This window comes from Streptomyces musisoli (genome assembly GCF_016741855.1).
GTDB classification, from domain to species: Bacteria; Actinomycetota; Actinomycetes; order Streptomycetales; family Streptomycetaceae; genus Streptomyces; species Streptomyces musisoli.
This window is the reverse complement of the sequence record NZ_JAERRH010000021.1, coordinates 45,093-59,543: the sequence shown is the minus strand read 5'-3', so window position 1 is coordinate 59,543 and position 14,451 is coordinate 45,093. Positions and strand designations below refer to the sequence as shown.

The 14,451-nt window shown below is 73.2% G+C and carries 13 protein-coding genes; 3 read left to right on the top strand and 10 right to left on the bottom strand.

Annotation, left to right across the window (positions count from 1 at the left end; genetic code table 11):
- Positions 1-136 precede the first annotated feature (136 nt).
- Positions 137-1,780: a protein kinase domain-containing protein gene (locus tag JK361_RS34255; protein ID WP_201825851.1), complete on the top strand. Its 1,644-nt coding sequence runs from the start codon at positions 137-139 to the stop codon at positions 1,778-1,780.
- A gap of 211 nt (positions 1,781-1,991) precedes the next feature.
- Here the strand turns inward: JK361_RS34255 and JK361_RS34250 are convergent, their stop codons facing one another.
- Positions 1,992-2,534 (bottom strand): bacterial proteasome activator family protein, encoded by a 543-nt coding sequence (locus tag JK361_RS34250; RefSeq protein WP_201825849.1) that lies wholly within the window; start codon positions 2,532-2,534, stop codon positions 1,992-1,994.
- Positions 2,535-2,708: 174 nt separating this feature from the next.
- Here JK361_RS34250 and JK361_RS34245 point away from each other — a divergent pair, with 174 nt between their 5' ends.
- Positions 2,709-3,473: a hypothetical protein gene (locus JK361_RS34245; protein ID WP_201825847.1), complete on the top strand. Its 765-nt coding sequence runs from the start codon at positions 2,709-2,711 to the stop codon at positions 3,471-3,473.
- A gap of 22 nt (positions 3,474-3,495) precedes the next feature.
- Here JK361_RS34245 and JK361_RS34240 read toward each other — a convergent pair whose 3' ends face one another.
- The 7 genes from JK361_RS34240 to pdhA form a co-directional block, all read right to left on the bottom strand.
- Positions 3,496-4,476, bottom strand: coding sequence for an NAD(P)H-quinone oxidoreductase (locus JK361_RS34240; RefSeq protein WP_201825845.1), 981 nt, complete (start codon positions 4,474-4,476; stop codon positions 3,496-3,498).
- A 29-nt stretch (positions 4,477-4,505) separates the two neighbouring features.
- Positions 4,506-5,603, bottom strand: coding sequence for a potassium channel family protein (locus tag JK361_RS34235; RefSeq protein ID WP_201825843.1), 1,098 nt, complete (start codon positions 5,601-5,603; stop codon positions 4,506-4,508).
- Entirely contained in the window at positions 5,600-7,054 is a 1,455-nt protein-coding gene (locus tag JK361_RS34230; RefSeq protein ID WP_201825841.1) for a molybdopterin molybdotransferase MoeA, read from the bottom strand. Before JK361_RS34230 ends, JK361_RS34235 begins: the two co-directional genes overlap by 4 nt.
- On the bottom strand, positions 7,051-7,959 hold the full coding sequence (locus JK361_RS34225; protein WP_201825839.1) for an NTP transferase domain-containing protein: 909 nt from the start codon (positions 7,957-7,959) through the stop codon (positions 7,051-7,053). The genes JK361_RS34230 and JK361_RS34225 overlap by 4 nt, the downstream gene beginning before the upstream one ends.
- 70 nt (positions 7,960-8,029) lie before the next feature.
- Positions 8,030-9,469 (bottom strand): dihydrolipoamide acetyltransferase family protein, encoded by a 1,440-nt coding sequence (locus JK361_RS34220; protein ID WP_201825837.1) that lies wholly within the window; start codon positions 9,467-9,469, stop codon positions 8,030-8,032.
- Entirely contained in the window at positions 9,469-10,473 is a 1,005-nt protein-coding gene (locus JK361_RS34215) for an alpha-ketoacid dehydrogenase subunit beta (protein ID WP_201825835.1), read from the bottom strand. The genes JK361_RS34220 and JK361_RS34215 overlap by 1 nt, the downstream gene beginning before the upstream one ends.
- Entirely contained in the window at positions 10,470-11,642 is a 1,173-nt protein-coding gene (gene pdhA, locus JK361_RS34210) for a pyruvate dehydrogenase (acetyl-transferring) E1 component subunit alpha (protein ID WP_201825833.1), read from the bottom strand. Before pdhA ends, JK361_RS34215 begins: the two co-directional genes overlap by 4 nt.
- A 190-nt stretch (positions 11,643-11,832) precedes the next feature.
- Between pdhA and JK361_RS34205 the strand changes: the two genes are divergently transcribed.
- Positions 11,833-12,318 carry an Lrp/AsnC family transcriptional regulator gene (locus JK361_RS34205; RefSeq protein WP_201825920.1) on the top strand — a complete coding sequence of 162 codons (486 nt, stop codon included), beginning with the start codon at positions 11,833-11,835 and terminating at the stop codon, positions 12,316-12,318.
- Positions 12,319-12,320: 2 nt separating this feature from the next.
- Here the strand turns inward: JK361_RS34205 and JK361_RS34200 are convergent, their stop codons facing one another.
- Positions 12,321-12,908: a TetR/AcrR family transcriptional regulator gene (locus JK361_RS34200; protein WP_201825831.1), complete on the bottom strand. Its 588-nt coding sequence runs from the start codon at positions 12,906-12,908 to the stop codon at positions 12,321-12,323.
- Complete coding sequence (locus JK361_RS34195) at positions 12,905-14,419, bottom strand: 3-hydroxyacyl-CoA dehydrogenase (RefSeq protein WP_201825829.1); 1,515 nt, start codon at positions 14,417-14,419, stop codon at positions 12,905-12,907. Before JK361_RS34195 ends, JK361_RS34200 begins: the two co-directional genes overlap by 4 nt.
- Between the last annotated feature and the right edge of the window lie 32 nt (positions 14,420-14,451).

The window sequence follows — 14,451 nt, the reverse complement described above, 5'->3', positions numbered from 1 at the left end:
TGCGCGTACGGTCACGGAACGGGCACCGAGCTTGACGTGTCGGTGCCCTGGGGCAGACTTGGCCGGGAATGACACATTCGATCAAGGCCTGTTCGCTGGAGGACGGCGCCGGACGGCCAGTGGGGGACGCGGAGAGATGAGCCAGGACGGCGCACACGGCCGGTACGCGGGGCAGGCGCTGGCCGGTGGCCGCTATCAGCTGCGCGACTTGCTGGGCGAGGGCGGTATGGCCTCGGTGCACCTGGCGTACGACACGGTGCTGGACCGCCAGGTGGCGATCAAGACGCTCCACACCGAACTCGGCCGGGAGCAGGCGTTCCGGGAGCGCTTCCGCCGCGAGGCGCAGGCCGTGGCCAAGCTCACGCACACCAATATCGTCTCCGTCTTCGACACGGGCGAGGACGAGCTGAACGGCATGGCGACGCCGTACATCGTCATGGAGTACGTCGAGGGCCGGCCGCTGGGCTCGGTCCTGGAGCAGGACATACGGCAGTACGGCGCGATGCCCGCCGACAAGGCGCTGAAGGTCACCGCCGACGTGCTCGCAGCCCTGGAGATCAGCCACGAGATGGGGCTGGTCCACCGCGACATCAAGCCGGGCAACGTGATGACCACCAAGCGTGGCGTGGTCAAGGTCATGGACTTCGGCATCGCCCGCGCCATGCAGTCCGGCGTCACCTCGATGACCCAGACCGGCATGGTCGTCGGCACCCCGCAGTACCTCTCGCCCGAGCAGGCCCTGGGCCGGGGCGTGGACGCCCGTTCCGACCTGTACTCGGTCGGCATCATGCTGTTCCAGCTCGTCACCGGGCGGCTGCCGTTCGACGCGGACTCGCCGCTGGCGATCGCCTACGCGCATGTGCAGGAGGAGCCGGTGGCGCCCTCCTCCGTCAACCGCGCCCTGCCGCCCGCCGTGGACGCGCTGGTCGCCCGCGCGCTGAAGAAGAACCCGAACGAGCGCTTCCCGACCGCCGAGTCCATGCGTGCCGAGTGCCTGCGGGTCGCGGCGTCCTTCCAGGCGGCCGCGCCGAGCATCGTGCCGGGCGCCGGGCCGCAGCAGAGCGGCTCGGGCGTCGGCTCCGCGGTGTTCCCGCCGGTCGGCCAGGCGCCCCCGGCGCAGCAGGGTCAGGTGCAGACGCCGTACCAGCCGGCTCCGCATCCGACCCCGGTCCCGAACCCCTACGGCCACCCGACGCCCGCCCCGTCCTACGGCTACCCGCAGCAGGGCGGGTACCAGACGCCTGCCGTGGGCTACGGCCCGCAGACCGCACCGCAGACCCCGCCGCCGTACACGATCTCGCCGCAGCCGGCCGGGCAGCCCGCCGGCGGCGGCCGGAGCAAGCGGCCGGTGGTGATCGGCTCCGTGGCGGTGGCGGCCGTCGTGGTGGCCGGGCTGATCGTCGCGCTGACGCTGAAGGACAACGGCGACGACAGCAAGGGCGGCAGCGGCGGCTCCAGCGCCTCGGCGTCCTCGTCCCACCGCGCGGGCTACCGCGGCCCGGACCACACCCGGCGGATCGACAAGGAGAAGTGCACCGATCCGCAGGAGTCGTGGAAGGACCCGGAGAAGGCCGAGATGCCCGACCTGCGCTACAAGGACATCGACTCCGTGAAGGAGTGCCTCCAGGCCGCGGGCTGGAAGTGGGACATCAAGGACCAGGACGACAACACCTGGGGCGACGGAACCGTCCTGAACCAGTTCCCCGCCGCGGGCACGGACATCGACCCGGACGATCCGGGCAGCATCCAGCTGAGCGTGTCGACCGGCAATCCCCAGTGATCCGGGCGGGGGCGGTGCGGACACAGCCCCCGCCGGCCCCGCGGGTCGGGGCATAGGTCGGGCCCGGCGGTCGTCCGCCGGGCCCTTCGTGTGTCATGGATGAGTCGGGTGCGTGGGCCGCGTACCGGGCGGCCGGGTGGGCCGCCTCAGGTGCCGCGACGGGCGAGCCGCCCGCGCCCCGGCGGCCGCCTTCGGCCACGGCCCGCCCGCGTTACAGGTACGGCCCGCCCGAGCGGCCGCCCGCGTGGTGCTCGTCGCCCCCCTCGTGACCGGAGACGCCCGGCGGGAGCGCGCGGCGCATCTGCTCCAGTTGGGCCCGCGCGGCCATCTGCTGGGCGAACAGTGTCGTCTGGATCCCGTGGAAGAGGCCTTCCAGCCAGCCCACCAACTGTGCCTGCGCGATGCGCAGTTCGGCGTCGCTGGGGGTGGCCTCGTCGGTGAACGGCAGGGAGAGCCGCTCCAGTTCCTCGACCAGCTCCGGGGCCAGGCCGTCCTCCAGCTCCTTCACCGAGCTGGCGTGGATCTCCTTCAGCCGTACCCGGCTGGCCTCGTCGAGGGGAGCCGCGCGCACCTCCTCCAGAAGCTGCTTGATCATGCTGCCGATCCGCATGACCTTGGCCGGCTGTTCCACCTGCTCCGTCAGCGGGGTCTCACGGGAGTCCTGGTCCCCGCCGCCGCCGAGCGCCATTCCGTCCTGCCCCACGACGAGGATCTGGGGATTCTCCGGCGACCGTTCGTTCCTCGGCATCTCCATGCCGCCATTCTCTCGCACGCCAACACCTCATCACCGTGGTGCCCCCTCATGGGGTTGATCCACCGTTTAGACCTGACGGAGCAATCCGAAATGCCCTATCAGGCGTTGAATGTGAGGCTTATTCCCGTCGGTTATCCACAAGTCACGACACCTGGGCTCCGGGAGGTCACCGACGTGACTCCACGCCTACGTCTCACGTTCCGCCGTCTGAGGCTGCTGGCCGTCCTGACAGTGGCGGCTCTGCCGCTGTACGGCGTCGCCGTCGCGTACGGCAGCACGGCCGCGTACCCCGCCGGGCCGGACCCCGCCCGGGTGTCCGCCACGGGGCACGGAGAGGAGGAGCGCGGGCCGACGGGGCACGCGTCCCCGGACCGCTCCGACCCGCGGCACCCGGCTGCGGAGCACTCGCCCGCGCACCACTCGGCGCCGGTCCGCGGGCACCCGGAGGAGCAGCGGCCGGGGCACGAAGGCCCGAGCCCGGAGCCGTCCGCTCCCGACGGCCTCGCACAGCCGGACCCGGCCACCCCCGTGCCCATGCCGTCCGACTCCGCCTCGGCGTCGGTCCTCCCCTATCTCCCGCTCGCCTCCGCCTCGCCGTCCCGGGCGGGCAGCCGGGCCGGTGAGGGACGGATGCGGCCGGGCCGGCCGGACGGCCCCTCGACCGAGGTGGAGGGCGACGACGATCCCGCTCCGGCCACCCAGGCCGCACAGCCGGCGGAACCGGAGACCACGAACCTGCCCACCGCCTACGAGCCGTCCGTCGGGACCGGCCTCGACTCCGCCACGCCCCCGCTGACACCCGACGCCCGGCAGGCGGCCGAGCGGGGCGAGGCCGCCACCGAGCCGGTCCTGCGGATCCTCCCGCTGGGCAGCGGCCTCGTCCTCATAGGCCTGGGCCTGGGACTGGCGTTCCTGGGCCTGCGGCTCCGCAGGAGCTGACCGTCCGGCACCGGCCCGGCCGCTACGCCGCCACCAGCAGCACCTTGCCGATGTGACCGCTCGCCTCCACCAGGCGGTGCGCCTCGGCCGCCTCCCGCATCGGCAGCTCACGGTCGACGACCGGGCGGACGTGCCCGGCGGCGAACAGGGGCCACACGTGCTCGCGTACGGCGGCGACGATGGCCGCCTTCTCGCTCAGCGGCCGTGCGCGCAGCGAGGTCGCGCTGATCGCGGCCCGCTTGTTGAGCAGCGCGGCGATGTTCAGCTCGCCCTTGACTCCGCCCTGCATGCCGATGATCGCGAGGCGCCCGTTGACCGCGAGGGCCTGGACGTTGCGGTCCAGGTACTTGGCCCCCATGTTGTCGAGGATGACGTCGGCGCCCGCGCCGTCGGTGGCCTGCCTGATCTCGGCGACGAAGTCCTGCTCGCGGTAGTTGATGAGCACGTCCGCGCCGAGTTCGGCGCACTGGTCCAGCTTCTCCTTCGTGCCGGCGGTCACCGCGACCCTGGCGCCGACGGCCTTGGCGAGCTGGATCGCCATGGTGCCGATGCCGCTGGAGCCGCCGTGCACCAGCAGCGTCTCGCCCGGACGCAGGTGGGCGACCATGAACACGTTGGACCAGACCGTGCAGACCACCTCGGGCAGCGCCGCCGCCCGGGTGAGGTCGACGCCCTCGGGCACGGGCAGCAGTTGCCCGGCCGGTACGGCGACCTTCTCGGCGTAGCCGCCGCCGGCGAGCAGCGCGCACACCTGGTCGCCGACGGCCCAGCCGGAGACGCCGGGGCCGAGCGCGGCGATCCTGCCGGAGCACTCGAGGCCGGGGTGGGCGGAGGCACCGGGCGGTGGGTTGTAGAAGCCCTGGCGCTGCAGGATGTCGGCGCGGTTGACGGCGCTGGCCACCACCTCGACCAGCACCTCGCCCTCGCCGGGCACCGGGTCGGGGACCTCGTCCCACACCAGCGCCTCGGGACCACCAGGTTCGGGAATCGTGATCGCATGCATGCCGGTGACGCTACTCCCCGACGGCCCCGTCATCCGCGTGGCAGAGGGCGGATGTTCGGGGTGACCTGGGCGGCCGGGGTGGCCCGGACGATGGTGATGAGCCGGTCGGTCAGCTGGAGGGTGCCGACGGACGGATCGTCGTAGCCGAGCACCCGGTGCCCGCGGACGACACTCACCACGAGGTCGTCCGTCTCCCGCGGCTTCATGCCCACCTCGCCGCGGACCACCGGGCGTTCCACCAGGTCCAGCCCGCTGCCCTGCTGGATGAGGTCCTCCATCACCATGCCGGCGGCGGGGCTGAGCACGGACAGGCCCAGCAGCCGGCCGGCCGCGCCGGAACTGGTGATGACGGCATCGGCGCCGGACTGCTTGAGCAGCGGGGCGTTCTCCTCCTCGCGGACGGCGGCCACGATCTTGGCGCTGCGGTTGAGCTGGCGGGCGGTCAGCGTGACGAGGACCGAGGTGTCGTCGCGCTGCGGGGCGACGATGATCTGCCGGGCCTTGTGGACCTCCGCCTGCTTGAGCACGTCACTGCGGGTGGCGTCACCTATGACCCCGGCGTAGCCCTCGGCGGTCGCCGCGTCGATCGCCTTGGCACTGGGGTCGACCACGACGACCTGCTCCTTCTTCAGCCCGGTCACGCAGACGGTCTGGATGGCCGACCGCCCCTTGGTACCGAAACCGATGACGACGGTGTGGTCGCGCAAGGTGGACCTCCAGCGGTTCAGGCGCCATTCCTCCCGGGTGCGTTCGGTGAGGACCTCCAGCGTGGTGCCGACCAGGATGATCAGGAACAGCACGCGCAGGGGCGTGATGACGAAGATGTTGGTGAGCCGGGCGCTGTCACTGACCGGGGTGATGTCGCCGTATCCCGTGGTGGAGAGGGTGACGGTCGCGTAGTAGAACGCGTCGAGCAGGTCGAGGGTGCCGTCGGAGTCGTCCTGGTAGCCGTCCCGGTCGGCGTAGACGACGAACGCGGTGGCGACCAGGAGCAGCAGGGCCATGATCAGCCGCTTGACGACCTGGCGGATCGGGCGCTCCACCACTTTTCTCGGCAGTTTCACCCGATGGGTCACCAGGTGGTCGCCCACCTGGCGGGCGATGGCGTCATGGCCCGGAAGTTTCACGTGAAACACACCCCGATTCCGGCGGTCGCCCAAGGCAGGTCCAGCAGCTCCGCCTCCTCGCCCTGCCGGGCCCCGCCCGGGGGTACGACGGCCAGCGCGTCGGCGGCGGCGACGCCGCGGAGCATGGCCGGGCCGTTGTAGTGCAGCGGCACGGCGTGGTCGCCCCGCAGCACCACGGGGATGAGCCGGGTGTCGTACGGGTGCCCCTGCACCGCCTCTTTCAGGGGCAGTGTGTACGGCTCGGGGGCGGGATGGGCGGCGAGGGTGCGCAGCAGGGGTTCGGCGAGCGTGAGCAGGCCGGAGACGGCCGCGAGGGGGTTGCCGGGCAGGCCGACGAGGTGCTGGTGGTCCTTGGTGCGGGCCAGCAGCATGGGGTGGCCGGGGCGGACCTTGACACCGTCGACGAGGAGTTCGGCGCCGATGCGTTCCAGGATCGGGTGGACGTGGTCGACGGGTCCGGCCGCGGTGCCGCCCGTGGTGACGATCAGGTCGGCCTTGGAACCGGTGACCGCCTTGCGGAGCGCCCGGGCGTCGTCGCCGATCCGGCGGACGGCGATGACGTCGGCTCCGAGCGCGCGCAGCCACGGCGGGAGCATGGGGCCGAGCGCGTCCCTGATCAGCCCGTCGTGCGGCAGACCCTCGGTGAGCAACTCGTCTCCGAGGACGAGGACTTCGACGCGGGGGCGGGGTACGACGGTGACCGTGTCGTAGCCGGCCGCCGCGGCGAGGCCCAGGACGGCGGGGGTGACCAGGGTGCCCACGGGCAGCAGCTGGTCGCCGCTGCGGCACTCCTGACCGCGTGGCCGGATGTCCTGGCCGTGGTGCAGCATGGGGGTCCCCCCGCTCGAGCGAAGCCGAGAGTGGGGGAGGGTGGTGTGCAGCCGGCCCTGGGTGTCGATCCGGCCGTGCTCGCTCCGCAGGACGGCGGTGGTGTCGGCGGGGATGCGGGCACCGGTGGCGATGCGGACGGCCTCGCCGTCGGTGAGCGGCTCGGGCTGCGCGTGCCCGGCGAGCACCCCCTCCTCCCGGACCTGCCAGGGGCCTGGACCGGCGACCGCCCAGCCGTCCATCGCGGAGGTGTCGAAGGAGGGCAGGTCGGTGAGCGCGTCGAGGGGGGCGGCCAGGACCAGTCCGAGGGCGTCACCGAGGGACACCTGGACGGGGGCGCGTCGGGCACCGGCGGCGGCGCCTCCCTCGCCCCTCGTGCCCTGGGCGCGCGCGGCACGGGCCGCGATCTCGCGGGCCCGGGGCCAGGGGGTGGCCCTGTGCCGCTCGGCGGGCCGTTCACCGGCGGGCCGCGGGGACGGGCCGGGCACCTGGCCCGCCCCGTCGTCGGTGCCGTCGTCCCGGGATTCCCGGTGGCCTTCCCTCACCAGCGCCAGGGCCTCCTCGACATCGAGGTCGTCGGTGTCCCCGGCGGGCGCCTCGGCCCGGGTGCCGGGGGCGGTCATCCGGCGTCCGGGGCGCTCGGGCCCCCGTTGCTCTCGTCCTTGCCCACGTTGCTCTCCTCCTGCCACCTGAGGGCCAGCGCGGCGGCCCTGCGGGCGGCCTCGGCGACGGCCTCCGGGCCGCCCGCGCCCTTCGCCGCCGCGTAGCCGACGAGGAAGGTGGTCAGCGGGGCGGCCGGGCGGGCCACGCCGTGTGCGGCGTCACGGGCCAGGTCGAGCAGGACGCCGGTGTCGACGTCCAGGTCGATGCCCAGTTCGTCCTTGACTGCGGAGATCCATTCATCCAACACGTGGCCATGCTCCCTGATCCGTGCCCTGGCGTCGGCGATGTCGTCCCAGGTGTCGCAGTCGAAGGACGCGAGCGGGCCGGGGACGCGGGTGAGGCGGAGGGCGCCGGTCAGCCGGCGCAGGGGCAGCCCGGTGAGGCCGTCGTGCGTGACGGCGAGGGCGGTCAGCTCGCGGTGCAGGGCCGCGGTGCGGTAGGCGGCCACGAGCGGCTGGTCGCGGCCGTCGGCGTCGGTGAGCAGCGCGCCGTCGGCACCGGTGTCCCGAAGGGTGGTCAGCAGCCGCTCGACCGTGCCTCGTTCGAGGAAGGGCAGGTCGGCGGAGAGCACGAGGACGTGCCCGGCGGTGGTGCACCGCAGGCCGGCCTCCAGGGCGGCGACCGGCCCGCCACCGGGCGGCTCCTCGCGCGCCCAGCGCACCGGCCGGGCGGTGGGCCGGGGGGCGGCGACGACGACGGTCGTCCGGGCGCCCGCGCAGGCCGCGAGCACCCGGTCGAGCAGCGCGCGGCCCCCGACCCGGACCGCGGGCTTGTCGGCCCCGCCGAGCCGCCGGGCGGAGCCGCCGGCCAGCACGACGGCGTCGTACGGCGCGGGCGCCCCGGAGGCGGCGGGTGCGGTGGTCACTCCTCGAGTATGTCCTGCCCGCCCCGCCTTCCGGACCGGTCGTACGTCACAGCGTGCGCACGCTCATCTCTCACAGCGTGCGCAGCAGCACCGCCGGCTGTTCCACGCAGTCCGCCACGTACCGCAGGAACCCGCCCGCGGTGCCGCCGTCGCACACCCGGTGGTCGAAGGTGAACGAGAGCTGGACGACCTGGCGGACGGCGAGTTCGCCCTCGTGCACCCACGGCTTGGGGATGATGCGGCCGACGCCGAGCATGGCCGCCTCGGGGTGGTTGACGATCGGGGTGGAACCGTCGACGCCGAAGACGCCGTAGTTGTTCAGCGTGAAGGTCCCGCCGGTGAGTTCCCCGGGTGTGAGCGTGCCCGTGCGGGCTGCCTCGGTGAGCCGGGCGAACTCGGCGGTCAGGGACTCGGCGTCGCGCGCGTGGGCGTCCCGGACGACCGGTACGACCAGCCCGCGTTCGGTCTGGGCGGCGAACCCGAGGTGGACCTGGCCGAGCTGGACGACCTCGCGGGCGTCGGTGTCGACGTAGGAGTTCAGCTCGGGGAACCGGGCCAGGGCGGCCGTGCAGATGCGGGCGAGCAGGGCGAGGAGGGAGACCTTCGGGCCTCCGGCCGCGTTCATCGCGGCCCGGGCGCGCAGGAGTTCCGTCGCGTCGGCGTCGACCCAGCAGGTGGCGTCCGGGATCTCCCGGCGGCTGCGGGACAGCTTGTCGGCGACGGCGCCGCGGATGCCCTTGAGCGGGATCCGGACCTCGCCCTCGGCACGGGGGGCCGCAGCCGGGGCCGGTACGGCCTGCTCGTCGGCCGCACGGGCGGGCGCGGTGCCGGCTCGCAGCACGTTCTCGACGTCCGCGCGCAGGATGAGCCCGTCCGGGCCGGAGCCGGCCAGCTGCCGCAGGTCGACGCCGTTGTCCCGGGCCAGCCTGCGCACGAGGGGGGAGATCACGGGGACGGGTCCCTGGGCGGGCGCCATGGCGGATACGGGCGCGGCGGGGTGCGCGGCTGCGGCTGCCTGCGTGGGCGCGGATGCCGACGTAGGCGCGGATGCCGACGTAGGCGCGGATGCCGGCGTGGGCGCGGGCAGCTGTGCCCTGGCCGGTGCGGTACCGCGCGTGTGGGGGGTCATCGGGCCGGGCTCGGGCTTCCTGGCCTGCCCGTTGGCGGTGGCCGTGCCCGCCCGGACCCGGCGCCGTCGTGCCGCCGGGGCCTGGGTGCCGTAGCCCACGAGGACGTTGCCCGAGCCCTCCGGCTCCGCCGCCGGCTCGCCCACGGCGACCGTCAGGAGCGGGGCGCCGACGGGCAGTTCGGTGCCCTCCTCGCCGTAGCGCGCGGTGACCACGCCGCCGTACGGGCAGGGCACCTCGACCATGGCCTTGGCCGTCTCGACCTCGACCACCGGCTGGTCGACGGTGACCACGTCACCGACCTGGACCAGCCAGCGGACGATCTCCGCCTCGGTGAGTCCCTCACCGAGGTCGGGCAGCTTGAACTCCAGCACCTGAGCCATCAGCCCTCGGCCTCCCACTGCAGCCGGGCCACGGCGTCGAGGATGCGGTCGACGCCGGGCAGGTGGTGCCGCTCCAGCATGGGCGGCGGGTACGGGATGTCGAACCCGGCGACGCGCAGCACCGGCGCCTCCAGGTGGTGGAAGCAGCGCTCGGTGATCCGGGCCGCGATCTCGCCGCCCGGTCCGCCGAACCCGGTGGACTCGTGGACGACGACCGCGCGGCCGGTGCGCCGTACGGCGGCGCAGACCGTCTCGTCGTCGAACGGCACCAGGGAGCGCAGGTCGAGGACCTCCAGATCCCAGCCCTCCGCCCGGGCGGCCTCGGCGGCCTCCATGCAGACCGGCAGCGAGGGGCCGTAGGTGATGAGCGTGGCGCTGCTGCCGGGTCGGCGCACGACGGCACGGCCGATGGGTTCCACATCCGTCGGCTGCTCGGGGTTCCAGGTGTCCTTCGACCAGTACAGCCGCTTGGGCTCCAGGAAGACGACCGGGTCGTCGGAGGCGATGGCGCGGCGCAGCAGCCCGTAGGCGTCGGCGACGGTGGCCGGGGTGACGACGTGCAGCCCCGGGGTGGCCATGTAGTAGGCCTCGGAGGAGTCGCTGTGGTGCTCGACGCCGCCGATGCCGCCGCCGTAGGGGACGCGGACGGTGATCGGCAGGGGCATCCTGCCGCGGGTGCGGTTGCGCATCCGGGAGACGTGGCTGATCAGCTGCTCGAACGCCGGGTAGGCGAAGGCGTCGAACTGCATCTCCACCACGGGCCGCAGGCCGTACATGGCCATGCCGACGGCGGTGCCGAGGATGCCGGCCTCGGCGAGCGGGGTGTCGGTGCAGCGGTCCTCGCCGAACTCCTTGGCGAGCCCGTCGGTGACGCGGAAGACACCGCCGAGGGTGCCGACGTCCTCGCCCATGACGTGCACGGTGGGGTCGGCTGCCATGGCGTCGCGCATCGCGCGGGTGAGGGCCTGCGCCATGGTGGCGGGCTTGACGGCGACGGTCGTCATCGGGCGCCGCCTTCCTGTGCGCCCGGCTCGCCGGACTCACCGTGCTGCTCCTGCTCGGCCTCCAGCTCGGCCCGCAGCAGGGCGCGCTGTTCGCGCAGTTGGGCGGTGGTCTCGGCGTAGACGTGGTCGAAGAGGTCCATCGGGTTGAGTTCGGGGTCCCGGTTCATGCGTTCCCGCAGGTCGGCAGCCATCGTCTCGGCGTCCTGCCGGACGGCGGCAATGGCGTCCTCGTCCAGCAGGCCGCGCGTGGTCAGTTCGCGTTCCAGCAGTTCGACCGGGTCGTGGGCGCGCCAGGCCTCGACCTCGGTGTCGCCCCGGTACCGGGTGGCGTCGTCGGCGTTGGTGTGGGCCTCGATGCGGTACGTCACCGCCTCGATCAGGGTCGGGCCGCCACCGGCGCGCGCGTGCCGTACGGCGTCGCTGAGGACCTCGTGCACGGCCGCGGCGTCGTTGCCGTCGACCAGCCGGCCCGGCATGCCGTACCCGACGGCCTTGTGGGCCAGGGAGGGTGCGGCGGTCTGCTTGGCGAGCGGGACGGAGATGGCGAAGCCGTTGTTCTGCACCAGGAAGACGACCGGTGCCTGCCAGACGGCGGCGAAGTTCAGCGCCTCGTGGAAGTCGCCCTCGCTGGTGCCGCCGTCGCCGACCATGGCGAGCGCGACCACGTCGTCGCCCTTGAGGCGGGCGGCGTGGGCGAGGCCCACGGCGTGCGGCAGCTGGGTGGCCAGCGGGGTGCTGAGGGGGGCCACCCGGTGGGCGTAGGGGTCGTAGCCGGTGTGCCAGTCGCCGCGCAGCAGGGTGAGCGCCTCGACCGGGTCCACGCCCCGGGCGACGACGGCGAGCGTGTCGCGGTAGCTGGGGAAGAGCCAGTCGCGCTCCTCCAGGGCCAGGGCGGCAGCGACCTCGCAGGCCTCCTGGCCGGTGCTGGACGGATAGACGGCGAGCCGGCCCTGCTTCGTCAGCGCGGTGGCCTGCGTGTTGTACCGGCGTCCGCGGACCAGCTCGGCGTGGAGCCGGCGCAGCAGGCCGGGGTCTGCCTTTCCGGCCGCCTCGGTGCCGAGGACGCGGTAGGGCTCGGCGTCGGGCAGCAGCGGCGCGGGGTCCATACGGGGCTGCCAGGCGGGCGGCGGCGAAGGCCGGTACGCGCCCCGCTGCTCCAGAACCGTCATGACGGCACCTCCTCGTGGGAGCGGCTACGGGAGGCGTGTCGGCTGTGACCCGCCTCACCTACCGATTGTTCGGTCGTCGGCACATTTTGGCTACAGGCGCCTTCAGGCTGTGGACAAACGGTTCTCCACAGCCTGGAATGAACGCAGGACGTCCACGGCGAGGGAGCGGGGGGACATGGAGCCTGAACAAATGGCCGAAGGGCCGCGGGAAGGTGTCGCGCTTCCGCCGCCACGCCCGCTGGACGCCATCGATCAGGACATCCTGCGGATCCTCCAGGCGGACGGCCGTTCCTCGATACGGTCCGTCGCCGAACGTGTCCACGTTTCGCGCGCCAACGCCTACGCGCGCATCAACCGGCTCGTCGAGGACGGGGTGATCAGGGGCTTCAGCGCCCGGGTGGACCACGAGCGGGCGGGCCACGGCACGTCCGCTTACATCACGCTGAAAATCGTCCAGAACACCTGGCGCACGGTCCGCGAGCAGCTCAGACAGCTGCCCGGCGCCTCTCACATCGCCCTGGTGGGCGGTGACTTCGACGTGCTGCTGCTGGTGCACACGCCCGACAACAGGGCGCTGCGCGAGCTGGTACTGACCCGGCTCCAGGCGATCCCCGAGGTGCTCAGCACCCGCACGCTGCTGGTGTTCGAGGAGGAGGACCTGGAGCCCGACAGCTGAGGTCAGGCCTGGCGCAGGCCAGAGAAGACCAGCCGGACGACGGCGTCGGCCACCTCCTGGCCGCTCGCGCCCCGCGCGTCCGGGCGGTACCACTCCACGATGGAGTTGACCATTCCGAAGACCAGCCGGGTGGCCAGGCGGACCTCCACGTCCCCGCGCACGTCCCCGTCGGCCGCCGCCGCCTTCAGCAGCTCGGCGACCCGGTGGTCGAAGTCGCGGCGGCGCTCCAGCGCCCACCGCTCGGTCTCCGTGTTGCCGCGCACACGCAGCAGCAGCGTCACATAGGGCAGCTCGGCTATGAGCACCTCGACCATGCGGCGCACGACGTGCTCCAGCCGGTCGACGGACTGCCCCGCGCGCGCGTGCTCCTCGTCCAGGATGGCGAACAGGCCGTCCAGGGCACGGCTGACGGCCCGGCGCAGCAGCTCCTCCTTGCCGCTGACGTGGTGGTAGATCGACGACTTGGAGATGCCGGCAGCCTTGGACAGATGCTCCATGGAGGTGCCGTCGTAGCCGCGCTCGTTGAAGACCCGCACGGCGACGGAGAGCAGCGTCTCGGGCGTGTAGGTGTCGCGTCTGGCCGTGGTCATACGGTGCCCTCCCGCTTGTCGATGGCGTACGCGTGGCGGTAGAGCGCGAGGGAGGGCGCGTAGCGTCCGGAGGGGTCGCGCTCGTGCATCTCGTCCAGGACGTCGAAGGCGAACTCGCGGCCGATCCCGCGGTCCCATTCGAAGGGGCCGAGCGGGTAGTTGACGCCCAGGCGCATCGCGGTGTCGATGTCCTCCTCGGTGGCCACGCCCTTGGCGACGGCGTCGTGGGCGAGGTCGATGATCCGGGCGACCGTGCGGGCGACGATCATGCCGGGGACGTCGCCGATGACGCTGACGTCCTTGCCCAGCGCCTGGAACAGCCCGATGGCCTCGGCGAGGGTCTGCGGCGAGGTGTCCTGGGATGCGGACAGGGCGATCCGGGTGGCCGTGCGGTAGTCCAGCGCGAGGTCGAAGTGGACGACGTCCCGGAACTCCGCGGAGGTCTGGCCGTCGGCGAGGACCAGATGACCGCCGCTGGGCAGCACCAGGCGGGAGCCGTTGTCCTCGTCCTCCTCGCGGACCTGGATGCCCGCCTCGCGGACCAGCGTGAGCAGCTCGGCCGCCGGGCCCAGGCCGCCCTCGGCGACGATGTAGGCGGGCGGCCGCTCCTTGTCGGCGGTGTGCGGCTCGGGCCGCTCGGCACCGTCGGCGTAGTCGTACCAGCCGCGCCCGCTCTTGCGGCCGAGCCGGCCGGACTCCACCAGCCGGCGCTGCGCCAGGGAGGGGGTGAAGCGCAGGTCCTGGAAGAAGGACTGCCACACGGAGTGGGTGACGGACTCGTTGACGTCCTGGCCGATCAGGTCGGTCAGTTCGAAGGCGCCCATCCTGAAGCCGCCGGACTCGCGCAGGACCGCGTCGATGGTCGCGGGGTCGGCGGCCTGCGCCTCGTAGACGGCGAACGCCTCGGCGTAGAAGGGGCGGGCGATGCGGTTGACGATGAAGCCCGGGGTGTCCGCGCAGGCCACAGGGGTCTTGCCCCAGGCGCGGGCGGTCTCGTACGCGCGCGTGGCCGACGTGACGTCCGTGGCGAACCCGGAGACCACCTCGACCAGCGGCAGCAGCGGCGCCGGGTTGAAGAAGTGCAGGCCGACGAAGCGGCCCGGGTGGCGCAGGGCACCGCCCACGGCCGTCACCGAGAGCGAGGATGTGTTGGTGGCGAGCAGGCAGTCCTCGGCGACCACGTCCTCCAGTTCGCGGAAGAGTTCCTGCTTGACGTCCAGCCGTTCCAGGACGGCCTCCACGACCAGGGCGCAGTCGGCCAGTTCGGTGAGGCCGTCGGCGGGCTCGAGGCGGGCACGGGCCGCGTCCCGGTCGTCACCGGCGAGCCGGCCCTTCTCCACGAGCCGGTCGAGACGGGCGCCGATCGCTTCGGCCGCCTCCCGGGCCCGCCCGGGAACGGCGTCGTAGAGCCGCACGGGATGCCCGGCGACCAGCGCGACCTGGGCGATTCCCTGGCCCATGGTGCCGGTGCCGACGACGGCCACGGGGCTGCTGAGGTCGAGTGCTGTCATGTGCGCGATCCTCCCGCACGGTGTTTTCCACA

Coding starts and splice junctions, on each gene's coding strand:
- JK361_RS34255 (WP_201825851.1), top strand. CDS start 137: ATGAGCCAGGACGGCGCACACGGCCGGTACGCGGGGCAGGCGCTGGCC.
- JK361_RS34250 (WP_201825849.1), bottom strand. CDS start 2,534: ATGGAGATGCCGAGGAACGAACGGTCGCCGGAGAATCCCCAGATCCTC.
- JK361_RS34240 (WP_201825845.1), bottom strand. CDS start 4,476: ATGCATGCGATCACGATTCCCGAACCTGGTGGTCCCGAGGCGCTGGTG.
- JK361_RS34230 (WP_201825841.1), bottom strand. CDS start 7,054: ATGACCGCCCCCGGCACCCGGGCCGAGGCGCCCGCCGGGGACACCGAC.
- JK361_RS34220 (WP_201825837.1), bottom strand. CDS start 9,469: ATGGCTCAGGTGCTGGAGTTCAAGCTGCCCGACCTCGGTGAGGGACTC.
- JK361_RS34215 (WP_201825835.1), bottom strand. CDS start 10,473: ATGACGACCGTCGCCGTCAAGCCCGCCACCATGGCGCAGGCCCTCACC.
- pdhA (WP_201825833.1), bottom strand. CDS start 11,642: ATGACGGTTCTGGAGCAGCGGGGCGCGTACCGGCCTTCGCCGCCGCCC.
- JK361_RS34205 (WP_201825920.1), top strand. CDS start 11,833: ATGGCCGAAGGGCCGCGGGAAGGTGTCGCGCTTCCGCCGCCACGCCCG.
- JK361_RS34200 (WP_201825831.1), bottom strand. CDS start 12,908: ATGACCACGGCCAGACGCGACACCTACACGCCCGAGACGCTGCTCTCC.
- JK361_RS34195 (WP_201825829.1), bottom strand. CDS start 14,419: ATGACAGCACTCGACCTCAGCAGCCCCGTGGCCGTCGTCGGCACCGGC.